Below are 21,829 nucleotides of genomic sequence, written 5' to 3'. Positions count from 1 at the left end.
GAGGTCAATTAGAGTGGATGTGGTTGGGGCTATACCCAAATTCATTTTTAAAGGCTGCACTAAAATTTGACAAGCTGCCATAGCCAAAGTCCATAAAAATTTCGGAAGGTGTGACTTGGTTATTATGTAACAATTCTTTGGCCTTGTTAAGCCGTTTTTGCTGAAACCATTTCCCTGGAGATTTCTGGTATATACTTATAAATTTTCTCTTAAAAGTAGAGGCACTCATATTGCACAGAAAGGCTATTTCGTCAATATTCAAGTTCGTATAAAGGTTCTTTTCAATTACCATTTTAAATGATAATTCTCTTTCATTGATTAGTAAATAATGTAAGTAATCTAAAAATACCGTCCCATATTTATCAGCCAGATAAAGCATTATTTCTTCAAATTTCAGTTCCAAAATCTTTTGAGAGATAGATTGTTGCAAACCAAAAATCTGTTGGAGCGAATGAATATAATGGATGATAAAATTGTCTTTCTCTAAGAGGAAATAAGGTATATCCGTTATCTTTTTATCTGAGGCATTCTGACTGAAAGAATGGGAATGTTTCAAGAAAAAATCGGTGATGTTTTTGTGAGAAAAGAAGAAGAGTAAACAACGGTATGAGCTTACACCTACCAGTTCGGTAACCAAAACATTATTAGATGTGATAAGTAGCGATTGTGTTTCATTGATTGAAATGATATCATTAGAAAAGTGAATGTTTTTTTGACCATCCAATAAGAAACTGAATACATTTTTATTCAGGCCAATCTTGTTTCTAGAACCGTTCTTATACACTTCGTAATTGAAAATTTGCAAATCCGAAGTATGAGTTTCGTTATGTTCCCATAGATCTTCGGGAAGGTTTGTAATGTCCATCGTCAAAATTAAATTGATTTTTTACGGAGTGTTCTTTGGTTGTGTCATTAAAAAATTCGTTCCAAAAGCGATTTTAGCCATTTGAGTTTTTTCTTGCTGTAAGAAGGGTACTTGATAACGCCTTACCACCTGACGAATAGATAAGCTCAAAAAGCTGTTGCTTTCTTTCATCCATCTTTTTCGGGAATATTTCCAAAAGTTTTTCCGAAACCTTTTCTGCAAAGCTATCTAAGCTTGTAAGGTCTTCTTTAGAAATATCCCAAAAACCTGCGGGAAGCCGAATCTCATCTTTTCCAAAATCTGTCCCGTTGTATCCGAGCCGGTATTCGGCACCGAGCAAGGTAAGACATACCATAAAAAGCTTTGTTTGCTTTTTGAAAATATACCGCCTTGCTTTTTTATCCAGATTAAATAATTCGGCTACCAATGGTTCCTGATCTGTACAGCTAAACATAATGTCCACTCTTCCATCGGGAAAAATAATGACTTCTTTATCTTCATCGGTATGATTGGCGCATAGCAGGAAACTCTCCACAAAACCGGAGAGCCGTTTGTCAGGAACAATTTTTATGTACTCAAAATCTTGCATCGTTTTTATGTGCATCTGACCTGGGAAGAAATATTGGATATTCTTAATCAATCTGTCAGATGAATTATATATGCAAAACTAACAAAAAAAAACAGTCTAAAATACACCACCACACGCGGCAAATGCTGAGTGTGGTGGTGTAAGATTTTACCATTAATGAGGTCGTATGGGCTGTTACAACTCATAGATTTCTTTTAATGCTTCTTTCAATGCCAAAGGTTTTCTTCCCAAAAGGTTTTCCAGATCGTTTGTTACCTCTTCAAACTGGTGGTTTTTCTGATCTTCGGCAAAACCGGCGGTTAGTAAAATGGCAAATTCGGGAACGCCAAACTGCTTTAGTTTTTCGGTAAACTCTGTTGGGGCGGCATTGGTGTAAGAAACCGATTTGCCTGAACGATTTAGTAACCTAACCTTGTCATTTTAAGCCCAAAACTTGTCGGACACCTACTTCCAAATTTTGCCTCACGTTTTATAAACCACTGTATATGAACGGTCTTAACCGTTTTGCTTATTTTTGCTTTCTCCTAATATTTTTAGCTAAAAAATCGACTTTCACCGCTACATATTCGGCATAGCCACGGGCATTTGGTGAAAGTGCAAAAACCGCTTCGCCTACTTCAAAACCATCGGCACCTTCCGTTTTTTCTACAATTTCGCCAGATATATCCCAACCTATGGAAAAGATGAAAGCTGAGAATGCCAGTTTTGAAACTGGAAAGGCTGCTCTGCAAAACTGGTACAACAATGATCGCGGGGAATCGCTTTTTGCGGAACTGTCATTTAATTTTAAAAAAAAGTATGAGGAATAAAATAAAAAAAAGATGGAGTACAGTTTTATTGTTTTCATCTGCCCAAGCTCTTTTTCAGACGGGCTCTATATTGGTTATGGCTTTATCTGGTCTTGTCGGTTTAGAGATTGCGCCAGAGAAAAGTCTGGCTACGCTGCCCATTGCTATGATTTCAGTTGGAACCGTTCTTATGATGATTCTCGCTTCTCTTATTATTAAAAGATGGGCCAGAGAAAAACATTTCTTATTGGGACAATCATCGGCGTGCTTGCGGGAATGCTTTCATTTTACGCTATTTTAAAAAACTCATTTGTTCTATTTGTTTTAGGAAACACCCTTATAGGAGTCTGCCAGGCTTTTACACAATATTATCGTTTTGCAGCCGCCGATTCGGTTCCTCAGAAGATCAAAGGAAAAGCAATATCATTTGTGATCGGAGGCGGAGTTGTGGCCGCAATTGCGGGACCGGCCTTAGCCAGATCTACCCAGAATATTGGCGCGGTTTCATTTGCCTATTCCTTTTTATCCATCTCTTTTTTGAGTATCATTTCTTTTCTGGTTAATTTTGGTCTAAAAGAGAAAAAACGTATAACGGCGCAGCAGAAGGATTTTCAGTTTAAGCAATCAAGACCGCTGGGGGAAATTATGGGACAGAATAAAACCATTTTGGCTTTATTATCCTCGGCAGTAGGATATTCCGTGATGATAATGATTATGACCGCAACACCTTTGGCAATGCACCACTGCGGCTATTCCGGCGATGATTCGTCTGTTGTGATACAGTGGCATGTGCTTGGAATGTTTGTGCCTTCTTTTTTTACCGGCACTTTGATTGAGAAATTTGGCACGGGCAGAATAATTCTGTCTGGTGTAGGCATACTGTTTTTGCATTTATATCTGGTTCTGACAGGCACTGATTTTCTTCATTTTGTGTCCGGTCTTATCTTTCTTGGAATAGGCTGGAACTTTATGTTTGTAGGCGGCTCAACTTTATTGTCAAAGGTATATCGAGAAGATGAAAAAGAAAAAGTCCAGGCTTTTCATGATTTTTTTGTTTACATTATCATGAGCATTTCGAGCCTTTCAGCAGGAGTCCTTCTGAGCAGGTGGGGATGGAAAGGAGTAAACATAGCTGCAATTCCAATGCTTCTAATTGTTCTCGGGGCTTTTGCAATTATGAAAGCGAAACATAAAAAGAGAAAAAAGAGTGGCTGGTTTTTAACGCCAAGAAAGCGAAGCATTTCAAACAAATAAAAAATGGCGCCAAATTGTCTTCAATTGGCGCCATTTGGCTTTGTGACCTCTACGGGACAAATTACAATAAACTTTTTGGAAGATTTGAAGAGATTGGCTTACTATAAGTAGTGCCTGTCTTTGATTGGCTTTGCATTTTTGGTTTAGATGTACCGTTGGGGATTGTTATATAAATAATAAAAACTCAAGTATTATATGGCTGTACACAGATATACAATTGTACAAATATTATTGAGGATTCATAAAGAATGTTTTAAGTTATGGCGGGATTGTCTTTCTTTGGCCTTATGAAATAATTAATTGTTGTTCCATTGGAGCTAAAAATTGGTTTATTTCTCCTTGGAATACTATGATATTGAAATCGCTTCATAATGATATTTCATGTGACAAACGAGATGAGTTTGTCAAATATATACAACATTGAAAACACCGAGTAACAAAAATTTTGTTACTTTCATAAATTAAAATCCTTAAAATGAGTATAAATTTAATGCCAATAGTGGAAGCTGTATATAATCATTACAGTGAATTTCCATATGTAAAATTGCTTATACGATATGAATTCTCTCCATCTGGAAGTTACAAGTTTTTGGTACGATATATTTCAGAATCGGGAGAAACAGTTTCTACAGAAATAGATTCTGATCCTATTGATAATGAACTAGAAAAAATTTCGGAATATTTTGAAACACTAATTAAAACCGCAGAAAAATTTAACCGTTTTATCATAGAAATAAACAAGGACAAAACATATTCTCACAGACTTTATTGGGATTTTAAAAAAGAGAAACAGGATTGGTTAAATACGGCGGAAGTTTTCTATCAGTGGGTAAATCAGGCTATGATGTCTATGATATTTGAATATGAGAAAGATAATGCGCTTTTGTCGGTGCAGTATGATGAAGATGGCGACTTAGAATATTTAAGTTCGTGGGACAGCGGTGTATTTACCTTTCATGTGAATGATAAAGAGGAACTAAAACACAGTGTATTGCTTACAAAGGATGGAAAGGAAAGAGAATTAGCGATGCCTTTGAAAGATTATTTTATTCATGGAATTCTGGAACACCATAAAGTAACCAATACTGATTTGGCCGATGTGTGGAAACCTTGGAATACCATGAAACTAAAGTCACTACATTACGATATTCCCTATGATAAAAGGGAAGAGTTTGTGCGGTACCTTTAGTTAACTTATTTGGAATTACTACTTTTATTATCAAAAAATTACGATAAACGAAAAGAGAAAAAAATCCTATATCCTTAACGGGATTTCGAACCATCGTTCAGCTTCGATTAATTCTCTGATAGCGCCACTTTAAGACTGTTTATTTCAAACAGACTAAGAATTTCTTGCGAAAAAAAAAATCGAACCGCAAATATTAGGCTGTAAAGGCTTGAAAAATCCACACATAAGGGAATAAAAAAAGAGACAACTATTTGATAGTTGTCTCCTTAAGTGATCTACGGGACAAATTACAATAAATTTTTTGGAAGATTTGAAGAGATTGGCTTACTACATGTAGTGTCTGTCTTTCATTGGCTTTATAATTTTGGTTTAGATGTACCGTCGGGGATGGATGTAAGAATTATAAAAACTCTATTGATTCATGGCATTAAACTAATATTTAAATTTACAAATTTTATGGAGGATTATAAAACAATTTTTTATGTTAGGGTAAGTTTGTCTTTCTTTGGCTCTATGAATAATTACTTGATTGCTGAGATATAAATCAATTTTTGTGGCCCAATCGAGCAGCAAGCTATAATCGAAAATATGAGAAGCAACAAGACAGTTCTCGAACCATTTATAAATGGAGTTTAACTGCTTTTTAATATTGCGGCCGTTTCAGCGGCAATTTTCTGCACAAGACCTAGCGTCACTGAATTACCTATCTGTTTGTAAAGGCTGCTTTTTGAAATTTCGGGAAAAATAAATTGGTCAACGGGAAATCCCTGCAGGGCAAAACATTCTCGGGGAGTCAGTTTGCGTATGCCGTAAGAATCTTTTATTATCGGCACATTATGGCCGCCCGTGCCCATGTTTGCTGTTAATGCTGGACAGACACTGTTTTTGTTTTCCTGGACATAAGTCCTGCGCCACTGATAAACCGCGGTATTTCGGGTGACATTTTTTTCAAGCTTTGTGTAGATAGAACTCTTGGCGGAGTAATAATAGCATTCCAGTTGTCTCTCTGTTTCCAGAAAATCCGCTACAGTTTTTGTCAAAGGTATTTTCTTTGGAAATTTAAATCTGAAGTGATTCGCTACCTGTAAAGGATCGAAACAGACGATGAAAATCCGTTCCCGATTCTGCGGTATATTGGAATGGGTCATTGTGTTGAGGACTTTATAAAATACCTTGTAACCCAGATCCCCTTCAAGAATGTCGAGTATTGTTTTGAAGCTCCGTCCTTTGTCGTGTTTTACTAAATTTTTTACATTCTCCAGTACTACTGCTTTTGGCCTGTGTTTTTCAATTATTTTTTTATTTCAAAAAATAGCAATCCTCTGCTGTCTGAGAATCCTTTCTGGAGTCCGGCAATTGAAAAAGCCTGGCAGGGAAATCCTGCACAGAGCACATCAAATTTAGCTGGAATGGAATCCTTAACGTCCTGCAGCATGATATCACCTAGAGGCATCTCACCGAAATTTGTAAAATATGTTGTTTTAGCCGCCTTGTCCCATTCACTGGAATACACGCATCTTCCGCCAGCAGACTGCATTGCCATTCGGAAACCTCCAATGCCTGCAAATAGGTCTATAAAGGTAAAAGAGGTTTTCTCAGATGACGAAAATGGAAAAGACTTTACCTCAATTGATTGTTTTGGTAAGGCATTATTTTTACCAGCGGAATTAGAGTATATCATATCTGCATTTTTTTCAACACTTCGTTGTCAATTATGAATTAGACGATGATTCAAACTTATTTTGTTTTATGGCTCAAACGATATGATGTCTTTAATTGTCTCTAATTTCCGCCATTTGGCGGCAATAGAGTTCGACCGCAAGAATTGCAGTAAATTTAATGGTAAATTTGAAAATAATGTATTGGATATTCTGCGGGCATCCTAAAGGAATAATTATTATAACCTGTTAAATGCAGCAAGCACTGCCGATACCTCGAGCAGAGAAATTTCTGTAGGCTGTTTAGTTAGACGAACTGCTTTGCAGGCAGCCGATGCCGCTCATTTGTTCTGGAAATTTTATTAACGCAGCTGACAGCGTAAAAAAGAACAAGAGCCAATTTATTTTTTTATTTTTATTATTTTTATTGAATTGGCTGCACAAAGCATTTGAGCATAAGGGTTTCAACGAAAGTTAAAAATCATCAATCAGATCTAGTATGATAATTTTTTTTAGTTAATTTTTTGCGATATGAAAACACCGGAAGAATTATATAGAGAGCTTCAATTAATGAGTCTGGGTTCAATGAGGAACTACACATGCATTCTTCTCACTGATACCTCCAACTATAAAGTTCATGGGACAGGTGTGTTTATCCAGATTCAAGAGCATTATTTTCTTGTATCAGCCGCTCATGTTTTTGACAGGTACAGGGATTTATTTATTTTCTTATCGGAAGATTATGAAACGATCAGGCCAGGCGGGACAACTTTTTATATTGGTCCTGCAAATAGGGAGAGAGATGGAGTAGATGTGGCGGTCTTGAAACTCAATGATAATTGCGTCCAGCATATTTTAAGAAGATACAGTTTTGTCCAGGCAGATGATCTTGCAATCAACCACACATTCAAAGACGGGGAGTGCTACACTTTTCTTGGTTACCCTGCAACAAAGTCTAAAGTTTTGTACAAGACCGATATTTTTGATGCCACCACGTTTTTTCATTTTACTTCGCCGGCGAAACTCGATCAATATTCTAATTTAAATCGAAATCCGGCAGTTAATGTTGTTGCCCACTATAATAAAAAATCTGCGTATAACAGCAGGAATGGCACCTTTGGAACTGGACCAGACCTTCACGGAATCAGCGGGTGCGGCTTGTGGTATACGGATCCTTCGCATTTGATTTCGGGAACTGTAAAGCCAAAATTAACTGCAATAATGACCGATTGGCCTGTCAAAAACCGATCTGTGATTATCGGGACCCGCATTGATGTTATAACCGGAATCATAAAGAAATATCTTGACGTCGATTTTCCTGAATCTTCGGTTGTAAGGGTACATTAAAATGTGGTGTAAAATATTGATTTTAGCAAAAATCTTTAGATTGATTGGCTCTCCAGAAATAAGAGAAATTGAGATATCAGGTAATTCTACCTGCGTTTTTTTCTGTTTTATTTTAATAAGTTTGGCCAGCTGCATATTTTATTCTGCGCCGTCTAAACTTAAATAATGCTTTAATTATAATTTATAATAATGAAAGACTACTTTCAAAATGATGTGCCCATACTGCTAAAGCTGTCAGAGCATAAAGAACTGCTGGACGGCTTTCCCGGTGAAAGCGGAGATTCGCAGTTTGATGCGAGACTGATTTATAACCAGAGAAGACCTGAAGAGGCGCAGCTGATTATTTATTATAAGCCCTCTGATCATCTGTACGAGAAATTCAGAGCACTTGCAGAAGCAGGAACCAGCATCCTGGACTTGGTAAATCCTGCATTATCGCCATATAAATGGGTGAACCCGGAGTTTTTTGAGTTTTCTGAAAGCTCTCTGATAGATTTTCATGGAACTAATTATTTCGATCATGACAAGAAATCCGTCATACTGGTTATTCGAAATTTCTGTCTTTTCCAGAATGGAAGGTATGCCGCTGACGCAAGATTCAGCCTGGCAGACAATGCCATTTCCCATCTCACAGGATATATCCAGTACGGCCAGCTTGGAACTTATGATTCAGATGACAAATTCATTGAACGGAACCATAACAGATGGACCAGGTTTGGTCCTGTCGAATTTATGCTTTCATTAAGCCATTCCTATAAACAGGGCGAACCAAAGAAGGATTTTGTAATAACCAGAGATGCACAGCTGGCTCTAAGGGATGACAGCGAAAAAGTTAAAGATCTGGAGCTGCTTTCCCTCGGAGAAGACTTATGCCTGCTGATGTCCCTGTACTGGGAGAAGAACATTGATTTTTTCAATGCCCTGCTCAGGGTGAATGATAGGGATAATTTTGGCACCAGAGAAGTCTTTAAGCTTTCCGGCGAAAACTTTGATTCCTCGCAGGAATTTCATTTGAAGGACAAATATCAGAATATTTACGATTTTGCAGATTCGGTAAATTTTGAGAAATTCCAAACTTTCAGGGAGCTTATACAGGAGGCTGTTCCCAGACTCGTAAGGATAAAGCACCTTGATGATATTTCAGCTTTCATGGTTCTTTACAACATCGTTGAAAAGTTCAGGAACTATTTTCTAAATGAGCCCTTGGACGGCAGTGCTTTCACTGTCAAGGAAGAATATGCTTTTACAGGATCAGAAAGCTCTATTAATAAGTTCATAAAAAAGAAGATAAAAGAAATCGGTGAAATAGTCGCGGACGCAGATAAACAGGAATTTGATTCTAAAGCTTTTGAGAAAGTATCCTTTATTAAAAAGACCGGCCTAATCGATCAGTTTGAGGGTTTTATAAAATATCTCCATCTGGATCCGAACGATTATGATGTGGAATTTGGCCAGCTTATTAAAGTCAGGAACCTGATTTATCATGGAAATCCGCCCGACAGGGATTTATCGCTCTGTAATAAGGAGCTTAAAGCGCTTGTCTATGATATCATACTTGCCATTATTGCCTGATACTTTTTAGCATTCCGCTTGTGATGCCTTGGGAGCCTATTTTAAATATCGGAGCAGCCAAAATGGAAGGGAAAACGATTATTGACCATCAAAACCATTCGCCTGCGCTTTATGTCAGCAGAAAAAGAGACAATTATTGGTTAATTGTCTCTTTAATAAATGTGAAGATTTTTCAGCGAAAGAATATCGCCTAGTATGTTGTTATTTAGTTCCTTGCAACTGAGAATACCGGAAGGCTTTCAATCTGTATGGTCTGCGTTGGATATGCAAGCTCAATTCCTTTTTCTGTAAAGGCACTGAAAATTTCAAGATAGACGGCCTGCTGGGCGTCCATATAGAAATTGTAATCCGGGTCATCGACGTAGTAGACGAATTCAAAGTTAAGGCTGAAATCCCCAAAACCTGAAAAATGCCCCCTGTCATAGCTCAGTTTATCTTTCGAGGCTATTATTTCTCCAACAATACCGGGAATGTCCCTAAGCTGCATGTCAGTGGTCTGGTAGGTGACACGGATTGCGAAAACAATCCTTCTTCTTTCCATCCGTTTGAAGTTGCGCAGCCTGGAGTTGGTCAGGTCTGTATTGGAACAGACAAGCTGTTCTCCGTTCAGGGTTCTGATTCGGGTGGTCTTAATCCCGATATATTCGATAACGCCGCTGTCTGTGCCCACCGTTACAAAATCTCCGATTTCAAATGGACGGTCAAAGAAGATGACAAAATAGCTGAAGAGATCTCCAAGCACGGTCTGTGCCGCAAGCGCGATAGCGATACCTCCGACACCCAGACCCGCTACAATGGTTGTCACATTGTAGCCCATATTATCAATCAGAAATACGGCGCCTAATAGCCAGATGATGATATTGACTATGGCGATAAGCCCGCCTGCCTGCTTTTCTTTGCTTTCGCTGTCCTGGTCGCGTTTGATAAAGGACAGCACGAATTTTTTGAAAGCGGCAATTATTATTTTGATTACAAAAAAAGTGATGGCAATCATATATGCCGTATGAAGAATTTTTTTTGCCCTTAGGCCCAAGGCCAAAGTCTGCAGGGCAAAATAAACGGTGCTTATGTACAGCAGGGGAAGAATGTTCTTCTCAATGACTTCCATTGCGAATTCATCCCAGGATGTGGCGGTTGCAGCTGCCCATTTTTTGAGCCGCTTGAAAATGTACACTTTGAATATTTTTATAATCGCGAAAAGGACAATTATAATTATCAGTGCTGTGAGCCATTTAGATATTGTGTTTCCCCAAAGCGGGGTGGTTAAAATCTCATTCATGATCTTTGATTTAATTGTGTTAAAGAAATGGATAGAGGTATGCAGTGCGCAGCGTAGTTATCTGTCTTGGCAGAAACTGCTCCAAATCGAAATCCAGCAGATATTTCTGCTATTGGATCCTGTATCCGATGCAGATTACAGTTTCGTCAGCATTTACAGCATCTGCATCTGTTTTATAAAGTACGGTGCCCGACTCGGGCGCTCTGAGAGTTTTTTTCCTGTTGCCGAAAATATCGGTCAGATAGCCTATCTTCTGGCTTTCTTTGATTTTATCCCCTGGCTTAATGGAGCTGCAGAATATGCCCTGAAATGGAACCTTTATACAGGCCTTTCTGTTATACCTGGATTTCTTTGCGCGGGAAGGCTTTGTTGTGCCATTGTTGTAGATTTCCAATTCTGCCATAATCCTGTAAAGCGTTTCTTCAGCCGGTGGCTGGCTGGAGGATCCCTGTTTTTCATATCCGCCTAATGTCATGCTCAATGACGGAATTCCCAGCCTGACCGCCTGCTTCACGGCACATTTTGAAGGCTCTCCTGATGAGAGCGGGTACGGATGGCTCAGGATGGTGCCGAGTCCGCTTGCTTCGCTCAGGCGGTACGCCAGCATTGTCTGCTGCATGAATTCCGCATTGTCGTAGTAGCACATAAAAGCTATCGGTTCACTGCCGCAATAGCAGCCGTTCAGCTCCAGAAATACATCAGTGGCGTCAAAGACACCAGTCGAAATAAAATCGGCGATCAATTCTGCCGCGGTTCTCTTGGCGCTGCCCGGAAAAGCATCGGAAAGATGGGACATTCGCATGTTGTGGGATTGGGAGCTGCGGCCGCTGTAGCGCTGCACATCAGCGTCGGGAATTATAATGAGGTTTCCCTTGAGCTTTTCAGGCATTATCTCACGGCGAAGCTGCAGCAGGGAAGCGGCGGCGGAAAATCCGCCTTCGCGGATTCCGGCGGCTAGGGTAAGGGTTGGACCTTTTTCACGCCCCCTGATTAGGGTCACGGGAAGATCAGCCCAGACCGAATCCGAGGATTTCAAACAGATGACCGTATCGGTTATGGAAGCATCCTGTTTTTCGAGGTATCTCTTAAGCGAGTTTTTTTGTGACTGGGCGCTATGGACTGCCAAAAGTGATATAAAAGAAAGAATTAAATTTTTCATTGCATTAAATGATCGATGATTATTCCGGCTGAATACAGAATAGCCATACTGATTTGCAGACCGTCGGCGGGTCTGGTTTTAATTGGTTTAAACAGGTTTTCAGCTGTATTGGAAAGCGCGGCGGGAGTGCGGGCTGCCATAGTTTTACAGGGCATATCAGACTCTTGAAGCCGAATGCTAAAAAACGGGCTTTTCTCGTAAGCCGGCACTTTTTATATATGATCTTGCAGCTGGATAGGTCGCTGTTTTACAGGCTGGAAATCGCAGGTTGCAGCAGAGAACATAAAAAACGGCCTTCTTTTACGATGTGATGAGCGTACTATCGATAGTTAAGCCAGCGAATCGGTAAATTTGAAACTGAATTTTGAGTCTAAAAGAAATGGAGTCTGTAGAGGGAGTTTTTTGAAGCGTCTGCAAATGCAGTGTTCAGCTTAAAATAGGCGGTGCTTTTGCTATGAGGAAGCGATAGCGCTTCATCAGTAAATTTTTCTGATAGCGATTTTAATAGCGCAGGGGTTTTATGCTTTTCTTTTTTGTCCTGGGAAGAAGCGCTTATGCGGATTTTCTTTTTGCTATGGGGCGCATCTACGGCGCACTGGTGGGCTTTCCTGCCTGAAATATTCTGCATCTCGGCGCAATCGGCAAGCACGGAAGAGACGCTGTGGATTTCAACGCCGTAAAGCATTCGCATGGCAAGGAGCGCCATTATCAATATGCCTTTAAAATGCTTCATGCTTGAGGGGAAATGCTGATTTTAATTGTTTGTTCCGGCCAAATATAACGCATTTTAAAGAAAATCAGCCGGCATAAAAACAAATATAGCAAAGATTTAACTTCGTCCATTTGTGCAGTAATGCCTATCCAATATTTAAATGCAGTGTCCGCAGCAGAGTGCAAAAATAATGCTGCGGACCGATAAAGGAAAATGCTTTTTCGTCCTTTTTCTATTCTATGGCTAAAATGGCGCGCTCTTCGGGTTTGCTTGACCACTGCACCTGCCAGACACGGCCGTCAAGCTGGTCCAGCAGAATGAAATTGTATATATTGGTGGTGGGGCTGAGGACAAATCTGCTGTTTTTTTCCTGATCGGGTGCGGCGAGCGCCTTGAGCGAAAGGGGAGACTCGAACCTGTTTTTTCCAGTGTCCCACTGGACCTGCCACATCTGTCCGTTTCGGGTGTTGAGTTTGATATAGGTCCACATATTGTTTGTGCTGTAAAGCCTGTATGCAGCGTCGATGCAGGGAAATGCATTGGTGCCGGAAGAAGGCTGGTTCTGGGCGGATGCGCTTATAGCCATTGCGAAGAACAGAAGAGAAAATAAAGTTGTTTTCATAATTTTCAGATTAGTTAATCAGCGGTAAATTAATGTTTTATAAAAAAAAAACAAATAACGTGCCGAAATTTGAGTGATCTCCAAATGCAAGAGGCTCAGGTGCGCTTTACGGTCTGAGCCGATAATTAGCGGCAGTATCTGGCGTAGGGCGAGAAATGCTAAGAAAAAAAATGGTAAATTCGCCTTGCACTGCAGCATTTCCTAGTGTATAAACTTGAAGAAAAACTGTAATGCCCAGTTTTAAATATTAACCTAAAAAACATCAGATTGCCGACAAAAGATTATTTAAAGTTTTTATTGGAAGGGAAACATCTTATTGTAAATAAGAACGACCATTATAACGCTGCCATGCTTGGGCAGATTTCGGAAATAGAGGAAAATGCAGTAAAATTTTTGTGGCACTCAATAGCTCCGGACGCCATGGCAAAAGGAACGGTCAGATATACAATAGAGGAGTTTGAGCAGCAGGTCGATCCGTTTTTAATTGTTGACAGGCGCCGTTCATTCGATTCGGGTCCATATCTTGATCTGCAGAAGAAGATCAGAAAAAATTGGCATATATTTATCAATACGCTGCATTTCTCTGACCAGTACCGATTAAAGACCGCTGAGTGCATCAATGTATTGGTTAAAGAACTTGGGGTTTCCGTGTCGGATGCAGAGGGAATAATTAAATCGCATATCGCACTCAATTCATTAAGATATGTCAAATTGAAGAGGGATGAGTTTATTGCTTTGAGTCCCGACAGGATCGAACTAGAAAACAAGAAAAGATATCTTTCCTCCATCTCAAATGAAATAAAGAGCCAGAGCGAGAGGATCAATTATGTAATAAGCCACGGACAGACTGTTGGAAATTATAGAGAGCAGCTTTTTATTTCCGTACTTCGAAAATATGTGCCAAAAAAGTTTCATGTGGCTACAGGATTCATCGAGGGCAGCAGCAAGCAGATCGATATCATAATTTACGACCAGCATAATTATATTCCGGTTTTTAGAGAGGATGATCTGGTCGTGGTCAAAAAGGAGGCCGTGATTGCCGTAATCGAAATTAAGACGACCCTTGATTCCGGTACACTGGCAGATTCGCTGGAGGGAATAGATAAAATATTCGACTCAGGTATGAGCTCCGTACCTTTCTTTAAAGGCATATTTGCATTTAACACTGATTTGACAAATAAATCGGCGGCTGTAACTATAGGCAATTTCTACAAAAAAAATGAAATCGCTGCAATCCATCATCATCTGGATGTGGTGTGCGTTCCCAATGCAGTTTGCGCGTATATTGATTACAGCGGGATTGATGCAGAGCAGTGTTCTTCTCCAGTATTATATACAGTTGAAGATTCAAAAGGATTCAGCGTTGGGGAATCTTTTTTCCTCCAAAGGCTTTTTGCCTTTCTTGAAGTTGAGAATTCGGCAAAAAAAATCAACGGATTATACTTTAGCGAACTTCGCGAGACCGCGGAGTCATCTCCATACGGAAGGCTGACGGAGGAGAATTGGCTGCCGTACAAGACTTTTTTTACAGAAGACAGGAGCACCGCTCATCTGGATCTCGATGACAGTGAGATAATGGAGATCCAAATCAAAAACGTTAAAGAGCGCATCAGAGATGTCAGGAAATGGATGGACGGAGCCGTTGACAGGGAGTATTTGATTGAAAAATATAATAACATTGCTTACTAGCTTTGCAGGCGTATTGTGGGAACTACTGCACTGAAAAGGCAGTTTAATCTCATAAGAAGTTTATTTTAAATCAATTAAGCAGTATGAGTTTAAAGTTTAGAAGAGCAGAAGCGCACGATCTGCCCGAAATCATCAGGCTCCTTTCTGATGATGCCCTTGGGCAGCACAGGGAGGATTTCCAGCTTCCTTTACCTCAGGCCTACATAAAGGCGTTTCAGAAAATTGATGCTGATCCCTCGCAGGAACTTATCGCCGTCACTAATGGGGCTGGAGATCTGGTCGGAACCATGCAGCTGAGCTATATCCAGTATCTTACCTATCAGGGCGGAGTAAGGGCGCAGATAGAGGCGGTCAGGATAAGGAGGGAAGACCGAGGAAAGGGATTCGGAAGGCTTATGTTCGAGTGGGCCATAAAGCGTTCAAAGCAGAAAGGGGCACATGTGGTCCAGCTGACCACAGACAAGAAAAGGCCAGAGGCTTTGAGGTTTTACGAGAGCTTGGGCTTTATGCCGACCCATGAGGGAATGAAGCTTCATATATAAATATTGCATTGCCGGTATGAAGGCAATTATGTCTTCATTAAGCGGAAGAAAAGAAGAAAAGCAATTTTTTTTACCTAATCTGTCGATAATTCAGAATGTCTACAAAATTGGGTTGTTACTTTGTGTAACATAAAATTATGAAGGAATTAATCCTTGCCTGAAATCCGGATATGCGGCAGCGGGTAAGTTTTTAGTTTGCTTACAATGTAGCGGGTCACTTTGCAATCGGATTGCATAAACTATTTTATACATTTGTCCCATGAGATGGAAAACAACAATATTATTACTTTACATTCTAGGGCTGCTTGCAGTTCCATGCAGTGATGTATACAATAGCTGTATTTCCTCTAAAACTGCGCAGAAAGAGCTGTCGCATAATCACAGCAGTGATAATGACGACCACTGTTCGCCATTCTGCCAGTGTTCGTGCTGCAGTGTTTCGGTAATAAAGTTCAGCTTTAAAATGCCGGACCTTAATCTTCCCCAGCAGCCTATCAGTTCAAGGAATACTGTCCTAAAAGACTGCCAGGTAAATTCAAGCTATACCGGCAGCATCTGGCAGCCGCCTAAATTTTCCGTTTAGATTTTTTCGTAGTGCGCATACAGCGCAAAGTGATTTCCGGCAGGCATCTAATGTCCTGCAGGGACTGACAGTGCTTTTCCGTAACCATTCGGAATGCCCGTGCGCACTTCATACTTTCCCCATACATCGATGGGTGAACAGTCTATTTTCTAAACGTTAAAATTAAATGCATAGTGTTAGATAGTATAATTAAATTCAGTATTAAAAACAAAATCATTATTGGCTTAATGACTTTGGTCCTCATATTATGGGGCTCATGGAGCGCAACCAAACTGCCCATAGATGCCGTTCCTGACATCACGAACAATCAGGTTCAGATTTTCACAAGCTGTCCTACCCTTGCAGGCCAGGAGGTGGAGCAGCTGGTGACATTTCCAATTGAGCAGAGCATTGCCACTGTTCCAAAAATCCAGGAAATCAGAAGCATATCAAGATTCGGGCTCTCGGTAATTACCGTTGTGTTCGATGATGAAACGGATATTTACTTTGCCAGACAGCTTATCAGCGAAAGATTAAAGGAGGCAACCGACAGAATCCCCCAAGGGATAGGAACTCCGGAAATGGCTCCCGTGAGCACGGGTCTGGGCGAGGTTTACCAGTATATAATCCATCCTAAAAAAGGAAGCAAGAATAAGTATAATGCCAAAGACCTGCGCACGATGCAGGACTGGATTGTGGCAAGACAGCTCTACGGAACACCCGGCATTGCAGAGGTAAACAGTTTCGGCGGCGAGCTGAAGCAGTACGAGGTTGCCGTTAACCCGGAAAGGCTCCGCGCCATGGGGGTAAGCATCCCGGACATCTTTACGGCACTTCAGAAAAACAACCAGAATACCGGGGGAGCATATATCGATAAAAAACCAAATGCCTACTTTATCAGAGGCATAGGTCTTGTGACTTCTTTGGACGACGTCAAAAAGATCGTGGTTAAAAATACAGGAGCCGCTCCGATCTATGTGAGCGATGTTGCCGAAGTGAGATTCGGAAAAGCTGTGCGCTACGGAGCCCTGACCTATAATGGGGAGGTTGATGCCGTTGGGGGCGTTGTGATGATGCTGAAGGGAGAAAACAGCAACGAGGTGGTGAAACGCATCAAGGAGAAACTGCCTACGATCCAGAAATCGCTTCCTGCCGATATTGTAATCGAGCCGTATCTTGACCGTACGGATCTTGTGGGCCGTGCGATCAGCACCGTTGAGAAGAACCTTGTTGAGGGAGCCCTGATCGTAATTTTTGTATTGGTTTTATTCCTTGGAAATTTCCGAGCTGGACTGATCGTGGCATCTGCCATCCCTCTGGCCATGCTTTTTGCGCTGGGGCTTATGAATGTATTCGGGGTGAGCGCCAATCTGATGTCGCTTGGAGCAATTGATTTTGGTCTGATTGTCGACGGTGCGGTCATCGTTGTGGAAGCTACGCTGCATCATCTGGCCATGCGCAAGTCGCTGAACAGCCTGACGCAGGAGGAGATGGACGACGAAGTTTTCGAGTCGGCGTCGAAAATACGTACAAGCGCGGCCTTTGGAGAAATTATCATTTTAATTGTATATATCCCGATTCTTACCCTTGTGGGCGTTGAGGGGAAAATGTTCCGTCCGATGGCACAGACCGTAGGATTCGCAATCTTTGGAGCCCTGATATTGTCTCTGACCTACATCCCGATGATGTGCGCGCTGTTCTTGTCTAAAAAGCCGCAGCACAAGGAGACTTTCAGCGATAAGATGATGAACAGAATCCAGAATATCTACCAGCCGCTGCTTGCCAAAGTAATTGAAATTAAATATGTTATTGTTGGAGCAACTGGCGTTGTATTCCTTGCCGCTATATTCTGCTTTACAAGAATGGGAGGAGAGTTCATCCCGCAGCTGCAGGAAGGGGATTATGCATTCCACTGCATCCTGCCGCAGGGAAGTTCGCTGAACCAGAGCATCGAGACCTCAATGCAGGCTTCCAGGATCATCAAGCAGTTTGACGAAGTCAAAATGGTGGTCGGAAAAACCGGTGCTGCAGAGGTTCCCACAGACCCGATGCCTCCTGAGGCTACCGATCTGATGGTTGTCCTAAAACCTCAGAAAGAATGGAAATCGGGCAGGAATTATGCCGAACTAGCAGATGCGATAATGGAAAAGCTTGAAGTGATTCCCGGGGTTTTCTTTGAGAAGAACCAGCCGATCCAGATGCGTTTCAACGAGCTTATGACCGGTATCAGGCAGGATGTTGCCGTAAAGATATTCGGGGAGAATCTCGATACGCTTTCACAGTATGCCAAGGAGGTCGGACAGGTTATCCAGAGCGTCCCGGGAGCAACCTCGCCGCAGATTGAAAGGGTGAGCGGCCTTCCTCAGATCAATATAGAATATGACAGGACCAGAATTGCCAATTACGGTCTTACCATCGAAGATGTAAATGACGTTGTCAGCACCGCATTTGCAGGAAAAAGCACCGGACAGGTTTATGAAAACGAAAGACGTTTCGACCTTGTTGTGCGTCTTGACAGCGTGCACAGAAGCAGCATAGACGATGTCAGCAACCTTATGATTCCAACCAACACGGGAGTCCAGGTGCCTTTGTCGCAGGTTGCTAAAATCGACTATAAACTAGGGCCTGCCCAGATCAGCAGGGAAGCCGGCAAGAGAAGGATTGTGATCGGATTCAATGTCAAGGGCCGAGATGTGCAGAGCGTAGTGCAGGACATCCAGAAAAAGCTTTCTGAAAAAGTGCAGCTGCCTCCCGGGTATTACTTTACCTATGGAGGACAGTTCGAGAACCTTCAGGCGGCCAGCGCAAGGCTTATGATTGCGGTGCCGGTGTCGCTTCTATTGATTTTTGGGCTGCTTTATTTCACATTCCGTTCATTTAAGCAGGCTATGCTGATCTTTACTGCAATACCTATGAGTGCAATTGGGGGGATTTTTGCCCTAATGCTTAGAGGGATGCCGTTCAGCATCAGTGCCGGAATCGGGTTTATTGCATTGTTCGGGGTGGCGGTTCTGAATGGAATCGTGCTTATCGGAACATTCAACCAGCTTGAAAAAGAGGGTATGAGCAACATTTTTGAAAGGGTAAAAGAGGGCACCATCACTAGGCTTCGTCCCGTGCTTATGACCGCTATGGTGGCATCGCTGGGATTCCTGCCGATGGCCATCAGCAGCAGTGCCGGAGCGGAGGTTCAGAAACCGCTTGCCACCGTTGTAATCGGAGGTCTGGTAACAGCCACGTTCCTGACTCTTTTTGTGCTGCCTTTACTTTATATCATTTTTAATACAAAGTTTGACTTTAAAGGAAAATTTAAATTGAGAAACACAACCGCCATCATTGTATTGTTTATTGCGGGTCTCGGCTCTGCAAATGCGCAGCAGAGAATCCCGATTGAGAGGGCTGTCGAAACCGCACTGCAGAGCAACCAGCAGCTGGACATCAATAAATCTGAAATCCAGGCTGCCGGGCTGAATGTAAAAACGGCCGTTGATATCCCTAAAACAGGCGTTTTCGCTGAGAATGAGGATTTGAGGCCGTCGGACAGGACAGGGATTCTGAAAATCGGAATCTCACAGAGTTTTGCGTGGCCGGGCCTATATGCAGCCAGAAAAAGCTATTTCAAGAACCAGCTGCAGTACAGCCAGCTTAATACAGCGCTTTTGAACGCAACGATCAAAAGGGATGTGCGCACTGCCTATTACAAGCTCTGGTACCTTCAGGACAAACAGCTGCTGTACAAGCGTCTGGACAGCATCTATACGCAGCTTTCCAAAACTGCCGAGGTTCGCCTTAAGGCCGGTGACGTGGCGCAGCTGGACAAGATTGCGGCCGAAGCCAAACTTCTGGAACTAAAAGCTTTTTCGGACCAGAACAGAAAAGACATGACCGTGCAGCAGCAGCAGCTGATGATGCTCATGAACCTGAACGAATGGCTGCTTCCGGTGGAAGCGCCGCTGGGCAAAGCGGAAGTCAGCTTGTCTGAGGGCGGGAGACTGCATCCTCTGCTTACCCTTCAGGAGCAGAATGTGAAGATTGCCTCGTCAAATATTTCGGTAATCAGAAACAGCAACATGCCTGAGCTGTCGGGAAGAGTCTTCAGCCAGAGGCTTTATGGGCTGGATGATCCATATACGGGATTTTCGGCCACTGCATCATTTCCGCTTTTCGGAGCCGTATCTGCCCATAACAAGGTAAAGGCGGCAAAGGCGGAAAAGGAAGTGCAGGAAAAGAATCTTGCCTACCAGACCCAGCTTCTGGCTACGCAGAAGAATTCTTCGGCGGCAGAGATTGAAAAAAACCTTTCGCTGCTTAATTTCTATGAGACTTCAGGGCTTAAGCAGGCAGAGGACATCATCAAAGCTTCGACACTGAGCTACCGCTCGGGGGAGATCAGTTTTGCCGAGCTTGGTCAGTTTCTGACCCAGGCAGTGGGAATCCGCCAGAATTATCTTGATGTATTGAACCAGTATAACCTTTCTGCAGTGCAGTTTGACTATTTCAACAATAAATAAATAATATAACAGCCTGTGGGACAGGCACATTCTTCCCACAGGATAATTTTAAATATAGAGCATAGATGAAACTCAAAATCCAATTATTAATCGCGGCCGCTGCAATCTTCTCTCTTGCAGGCTGCGGACAAAAAAGCAATGAAAGCGAAACTGGAGCTAAAACCGAAAAGGCCGAGGGAGCAAAAGAAGAGGAGCACGGCGAGGAGGAAGCTGCCACAATTGCGGTGCTGACCAAGGAGCAGATGAACTCTGTAGGGGTTGAGCTGGGCACTATCGAGAACAAGAACCTGACCGCAGCCATTAAAGTCAACGGCGCGTTAAGGGTTCCCAACAATAACAAGGCCAATGCCACCTCTCTGTACGGAGGCGTGATCAAGACCCTTAAAGTGCAGCTGGGCGACCAGGTGCGCAAGGGCCAGGTGATTGCCACTATCGAGAACCCGCAGTTTGTGCAGCAGCAGGAGGAGTATATCACCATCAACAGCCGCATCACCAATGCGGAGCAGGAGCTGCAGCGCCAGAAAGACCTTCAGGCGGGCAATGCCGGAGCCTTAAAAAATCTTCAGAATGCCACTGCCGAGGTAAGTGCGCTGCGCGCCCGCAAGGCTTCGCTGGCTAAGCAGATCCAGCTTATGGGGATCAATCCGGCAGGGATCACCCCTTCGAATTTAAGAGCGGCATTAACGGTTACAAGTCCGGTTACCGGCACGGTAAGCGCGGAATTTGCGAAGATCGGAAGCTATGTTGACGTTTCATCTCCTGTTGTGGAGATAGTGGACAACCAGCTGATCCATCTTGACCTTCTGGTTTTCGAGAAGGATCTTCCCAAGGTAAAGGTGGGGCAGAGCGTAAGCTTCACCCTGACCAATAACCCGGCGGTTTCCTACACGGCTAAGGTGTTCAATATAGGGTCATCTTTTGAGAACCAGAGCAAGAGCGTTGCAGTGCACTGTACGGTTACGGGCAGCAAGACCGGGCTTATCGACGGAATGAACATCACTGCCCTTGTAGGGGTGGGCACTGCACTTACAGCAGCAGTTCCCAATGATGCCATTGCTGAGGCGGACGGTAAATTCTACATTTTCGTGAAAACGGACAAGAAACCCGAGGAGCATGAGGAGTCGGAAGCTGAGGGAGGCGCCGACGAGGGGGAAAAGCACAGTGCCGAAGAGGAGAAGAAAATCGATGCGGCAAGCATGAATTTTGAAAAAGTGGAGGTCACCAAAGGGGTTTCAGAAGTGGGCTATACGGCAGTTACGCCGGTTAAGGAAATACCTGCCGGATCGCAGATTGTGACCAAAGGAACCTTTTTTGTAAATGCCAAACTGAGCAATTCGGGAGGCCACGAACATTAAGAAATTGAAGGATTTAATGCAGGTTCCTGTTCGACAGAGTGTGTTTGCCTGTGATTAACCCGGATAATTGGAGACCCTCCCCCTTGGTCTTTAATTGATGGTCTCGAACGGGAAAACCTGCATTAATTTAAAAAAT

16 protein-coding genes and 1 pseudogene are annotated in these 21,829 nt (G+C 42.4%); 9 read left to right on the top strand and 8 right to left on the bottom strand.

The features are described 5' to 3' along the window. Positions 1-4: 4 nt before the first annotated feature. The 3 genes from BOW55_RS00390 to BOW55_RS00380 form a co-directional block, all read right to left on the bottom strand. On the bottom strand, positions 5-865 hold the full coding sequence (locus BOW55_RS00390) for an AraC family transcriptional regulator (protein ID WP_073414700.1): 861 nt from the start codon (positions 863-865) through the stop codon (positions 5-7). Between the two features lie 73 nt (positions 866-938). Next, positions 939-1,505 carry a hypothetical protein gene (locus BOW55_RS00385; protein WP_073411755.1) on the bottom strand — a complete coding sequence of 189 codons (567 nt, stop codon included), beginning with the start codon at positions 1,503-1,505 and terminating at the stop codon, positions 939-941. Between the two features lie 457 nt (positions 1,506-1,962). After that, positions 1,963-2,301: a hypothetical protein gene (locus tag BOW55_RS00380; protein ID WP_129022524.1), complete on the bottom strand. Its 339-nt coding sequence runs from the start codon at positions 2,299-2,301 to the stop codon at positions 1,963-1,965. A 163-nt stretch (positions 2,302-2,464) separates the two neighbouring features. Here BOW55_RS00380 and BOW55_RS00375 point away from each other — a divergent pair, with 163 nt between their 5' ends. Then, positions 2,465-3,496, top strand: a complete 1,032-nt coding sequence (locus BOW55_RS00375) for an MFS transporter (RefSeq protein ID WP_241686426.1) — start codon at positions 2,465-2,467, stop codon at positions 3,494-3,496. A gap of 475 nt (positions 3,497-3,971) precedes the next feature. Continuing rightward, a complete protein-coding gene (locus BOW55_RS00370) occupies positions 3,972-4,685 on the top strand; it encodes a hypothetical protein (RefSeq protein WP_129022523.1) in 714 nt (237 codons plus the stop codon). 632 nt (positions 4,686-5,317) lie between these two features. Here the strand turns inward: BOW55_RS00370 and dcm are convergent. Beyond that, positions 5,318-6,253, bottom strand: a pseudogene (gene dcm, locus BOW55_RS00365) (DNA (cytosine-5-)-methyltransferase); the annotation flags it as partial. Positions 6,254-6,874: 621 nt separating this feature from the next. On the opposite strand from dcm, the gene BOW55_RS00360 reads away from it, so the two are divergent. Both BOW55_RS00360 and BOW55_RS00355 read left to right on the top strand, forming a co-directional pair. Beyond that, the gene (locus tag BOW55_RS00360; RefSeq protein ID WP_129022522.1) at positions 6,875-7,690 is read left to right on the top strand and encodes a hypothetical protein; all 816 of its coding nucleotides are present in this window, start codon (positions 6,875-6,877) and stop codon (positions 7,688-7,690) included. 189 nt (positions 7,691-7,879) lie between these two features. Continuing rightward, entirely contained in the window at positions 7,880-9,262 is a 1,383-nt protein-coding gene (locus BOW55_RS00355; RefSeq protein WP_129022521.1) for a hypothetical protein, read from the top strand. A gap of 205 nt (positions 9,263-9,467) precedes the next feature. Here the strand turns inward: BOW55_RS00355 and BOW55_RS00350 are convergent, their stop codons facing one another. The 4 genes from BOW55_RS00350 to BOW55_RS00335 all read right to left on the bottom strand — a co-directional run bounded on the left by BOW55_RS00350 (position 9,468) and on the right by BOW55_RS00335 (position 13,034). Next, positions 9,468-10,541: a mechanosensitive ion channel family protein gene (locus BOW55_RS00350; protein ID WP_129022520.1), complete on the bottom strand. Its 1,074-nt coding sequence runs from the start codon at positions 10,539-10,541 to the stop codon at positions 9,468-9,470. Positions 10,542-10,650: 109 nt separating this feature from the next. After that, on the bottom strand, positions 10,651-11,700 hold the full coding sequence (locus BOW55_RS00345) for a succinylglutamate desuccinylase/aspartoacylase family protein (protein ID WP_129022519.1): 1,050 nt from the start codon (positions 11,698-11,700) through the stop codon (positions 10,651-10,653). Between the two features lie 370 nt (positions 11,701-12,070). Beyond that, a complete protein-coding gene (locus BOW55_RS00340; protein WP_129022518.1) occupies positions 12,071-12,433 on the bottom strand; it encodes a hypothetical protein in 363 nt (120 codons plus the stop codon). Between the two features lie 211 nt (positions 12,434-12,644). Continuing rightward, a complete protein-coding gene (locus BOW55_RS00335; RefSeq protein ID WP_129022517.1) occupies positions 12,645-13,034 on the bottom strand; it encodes a hypothetical protein in 390 nt (129 codons plus the stop codon). A gap of 267 nt (positions 13,035-13,301) precedes the next feature. Here BOW55_RS00335 and BOW55_RS00330 point away from each other — a divergent pair, with 267 nt between their 5' ends. The 5 genes from BOW55_RS00330 (at position 13,302) to BOW55_RS00315 (ending at position 21,693) form a co-directional block, all read left to right on the top strand. Beyond that, positions 13,302-14,723: a DUF6602 domain-containing protein gene (locus BOW55_RS00330; RefSeq protein ID WP_129022516.1), complete on the top strand. Its 1,422-nt coding sequence runs from the start codon at positions 13,302-13,304 to the stop codon at positions 14,721-14,723. An 83-nt stretch (positions 14,724-14,806) separates the two neighbouring features. Beyond that, positions 14,807-15,265 (top strand): GNAT family N-acetyltransferase, encoded by a 459-nt coding sequence (locus BOW55_RS00325; protein WP_129022515.1) that lies wholly within the window; start codon positions 14,807-14,809, stop codon positions 15,263-15,265. A gap of 259 nt (positions 15,266-15,524) precedes the next feature. Beyond that, positions 15,525-15,848: a DUF6660 family protein gene (locus tag BOW55_RS21625; RefSeq protein ID WP_371413511.1), complete on the top strand. Its 324-nt coding sequence runs from the start codon at positions 15,525-15,527 to the stop codon at positions 15,846-15,848. 173 nt (positions 15,849-16,021) lie between these two features. Then, a complete protein-coding gene (locus BOW55_RS00320) occupies positions 16,022-20,338 on the top strand; it encodes a CusA/CzcA family heavy metal efflux RND transporter (protein WP_129022514.1) in 4,317 nt (1,438 codons plus the stop codon). Between the two features lie 65 nt (positions 20,339-20,403). Beyond that, the gene (locus tag BOW55_RS00315) at positions 20,404-21,693 is read left to right on the top strand and encodes an efflux RND transporter periplasmic adaptor subunit (protein WP_129022513.1); all 1,290 of its coding nucleotides are present in this window, start codon (positions 20,404-20,406) and stop codon (positions 21,691-21,693) included. Positions 21,694-21,829 lie beyond the last annotated feature (136 nt).

Origin of the sequence: Flavobacterium sp. YO12 (genome assembly GCF_004119495.1) — a bacterium.
Taxonomy (GTDB): Bacteria; Bacteroidota; Bacteroidia; order Flavobacteriales; family Flavobacteriaceae; genus Flavobacterium.
Note: the sequence above shows the minus strand (reverse complement) of the source record. Positions and strands in the feature narration are given on the sequence as shown.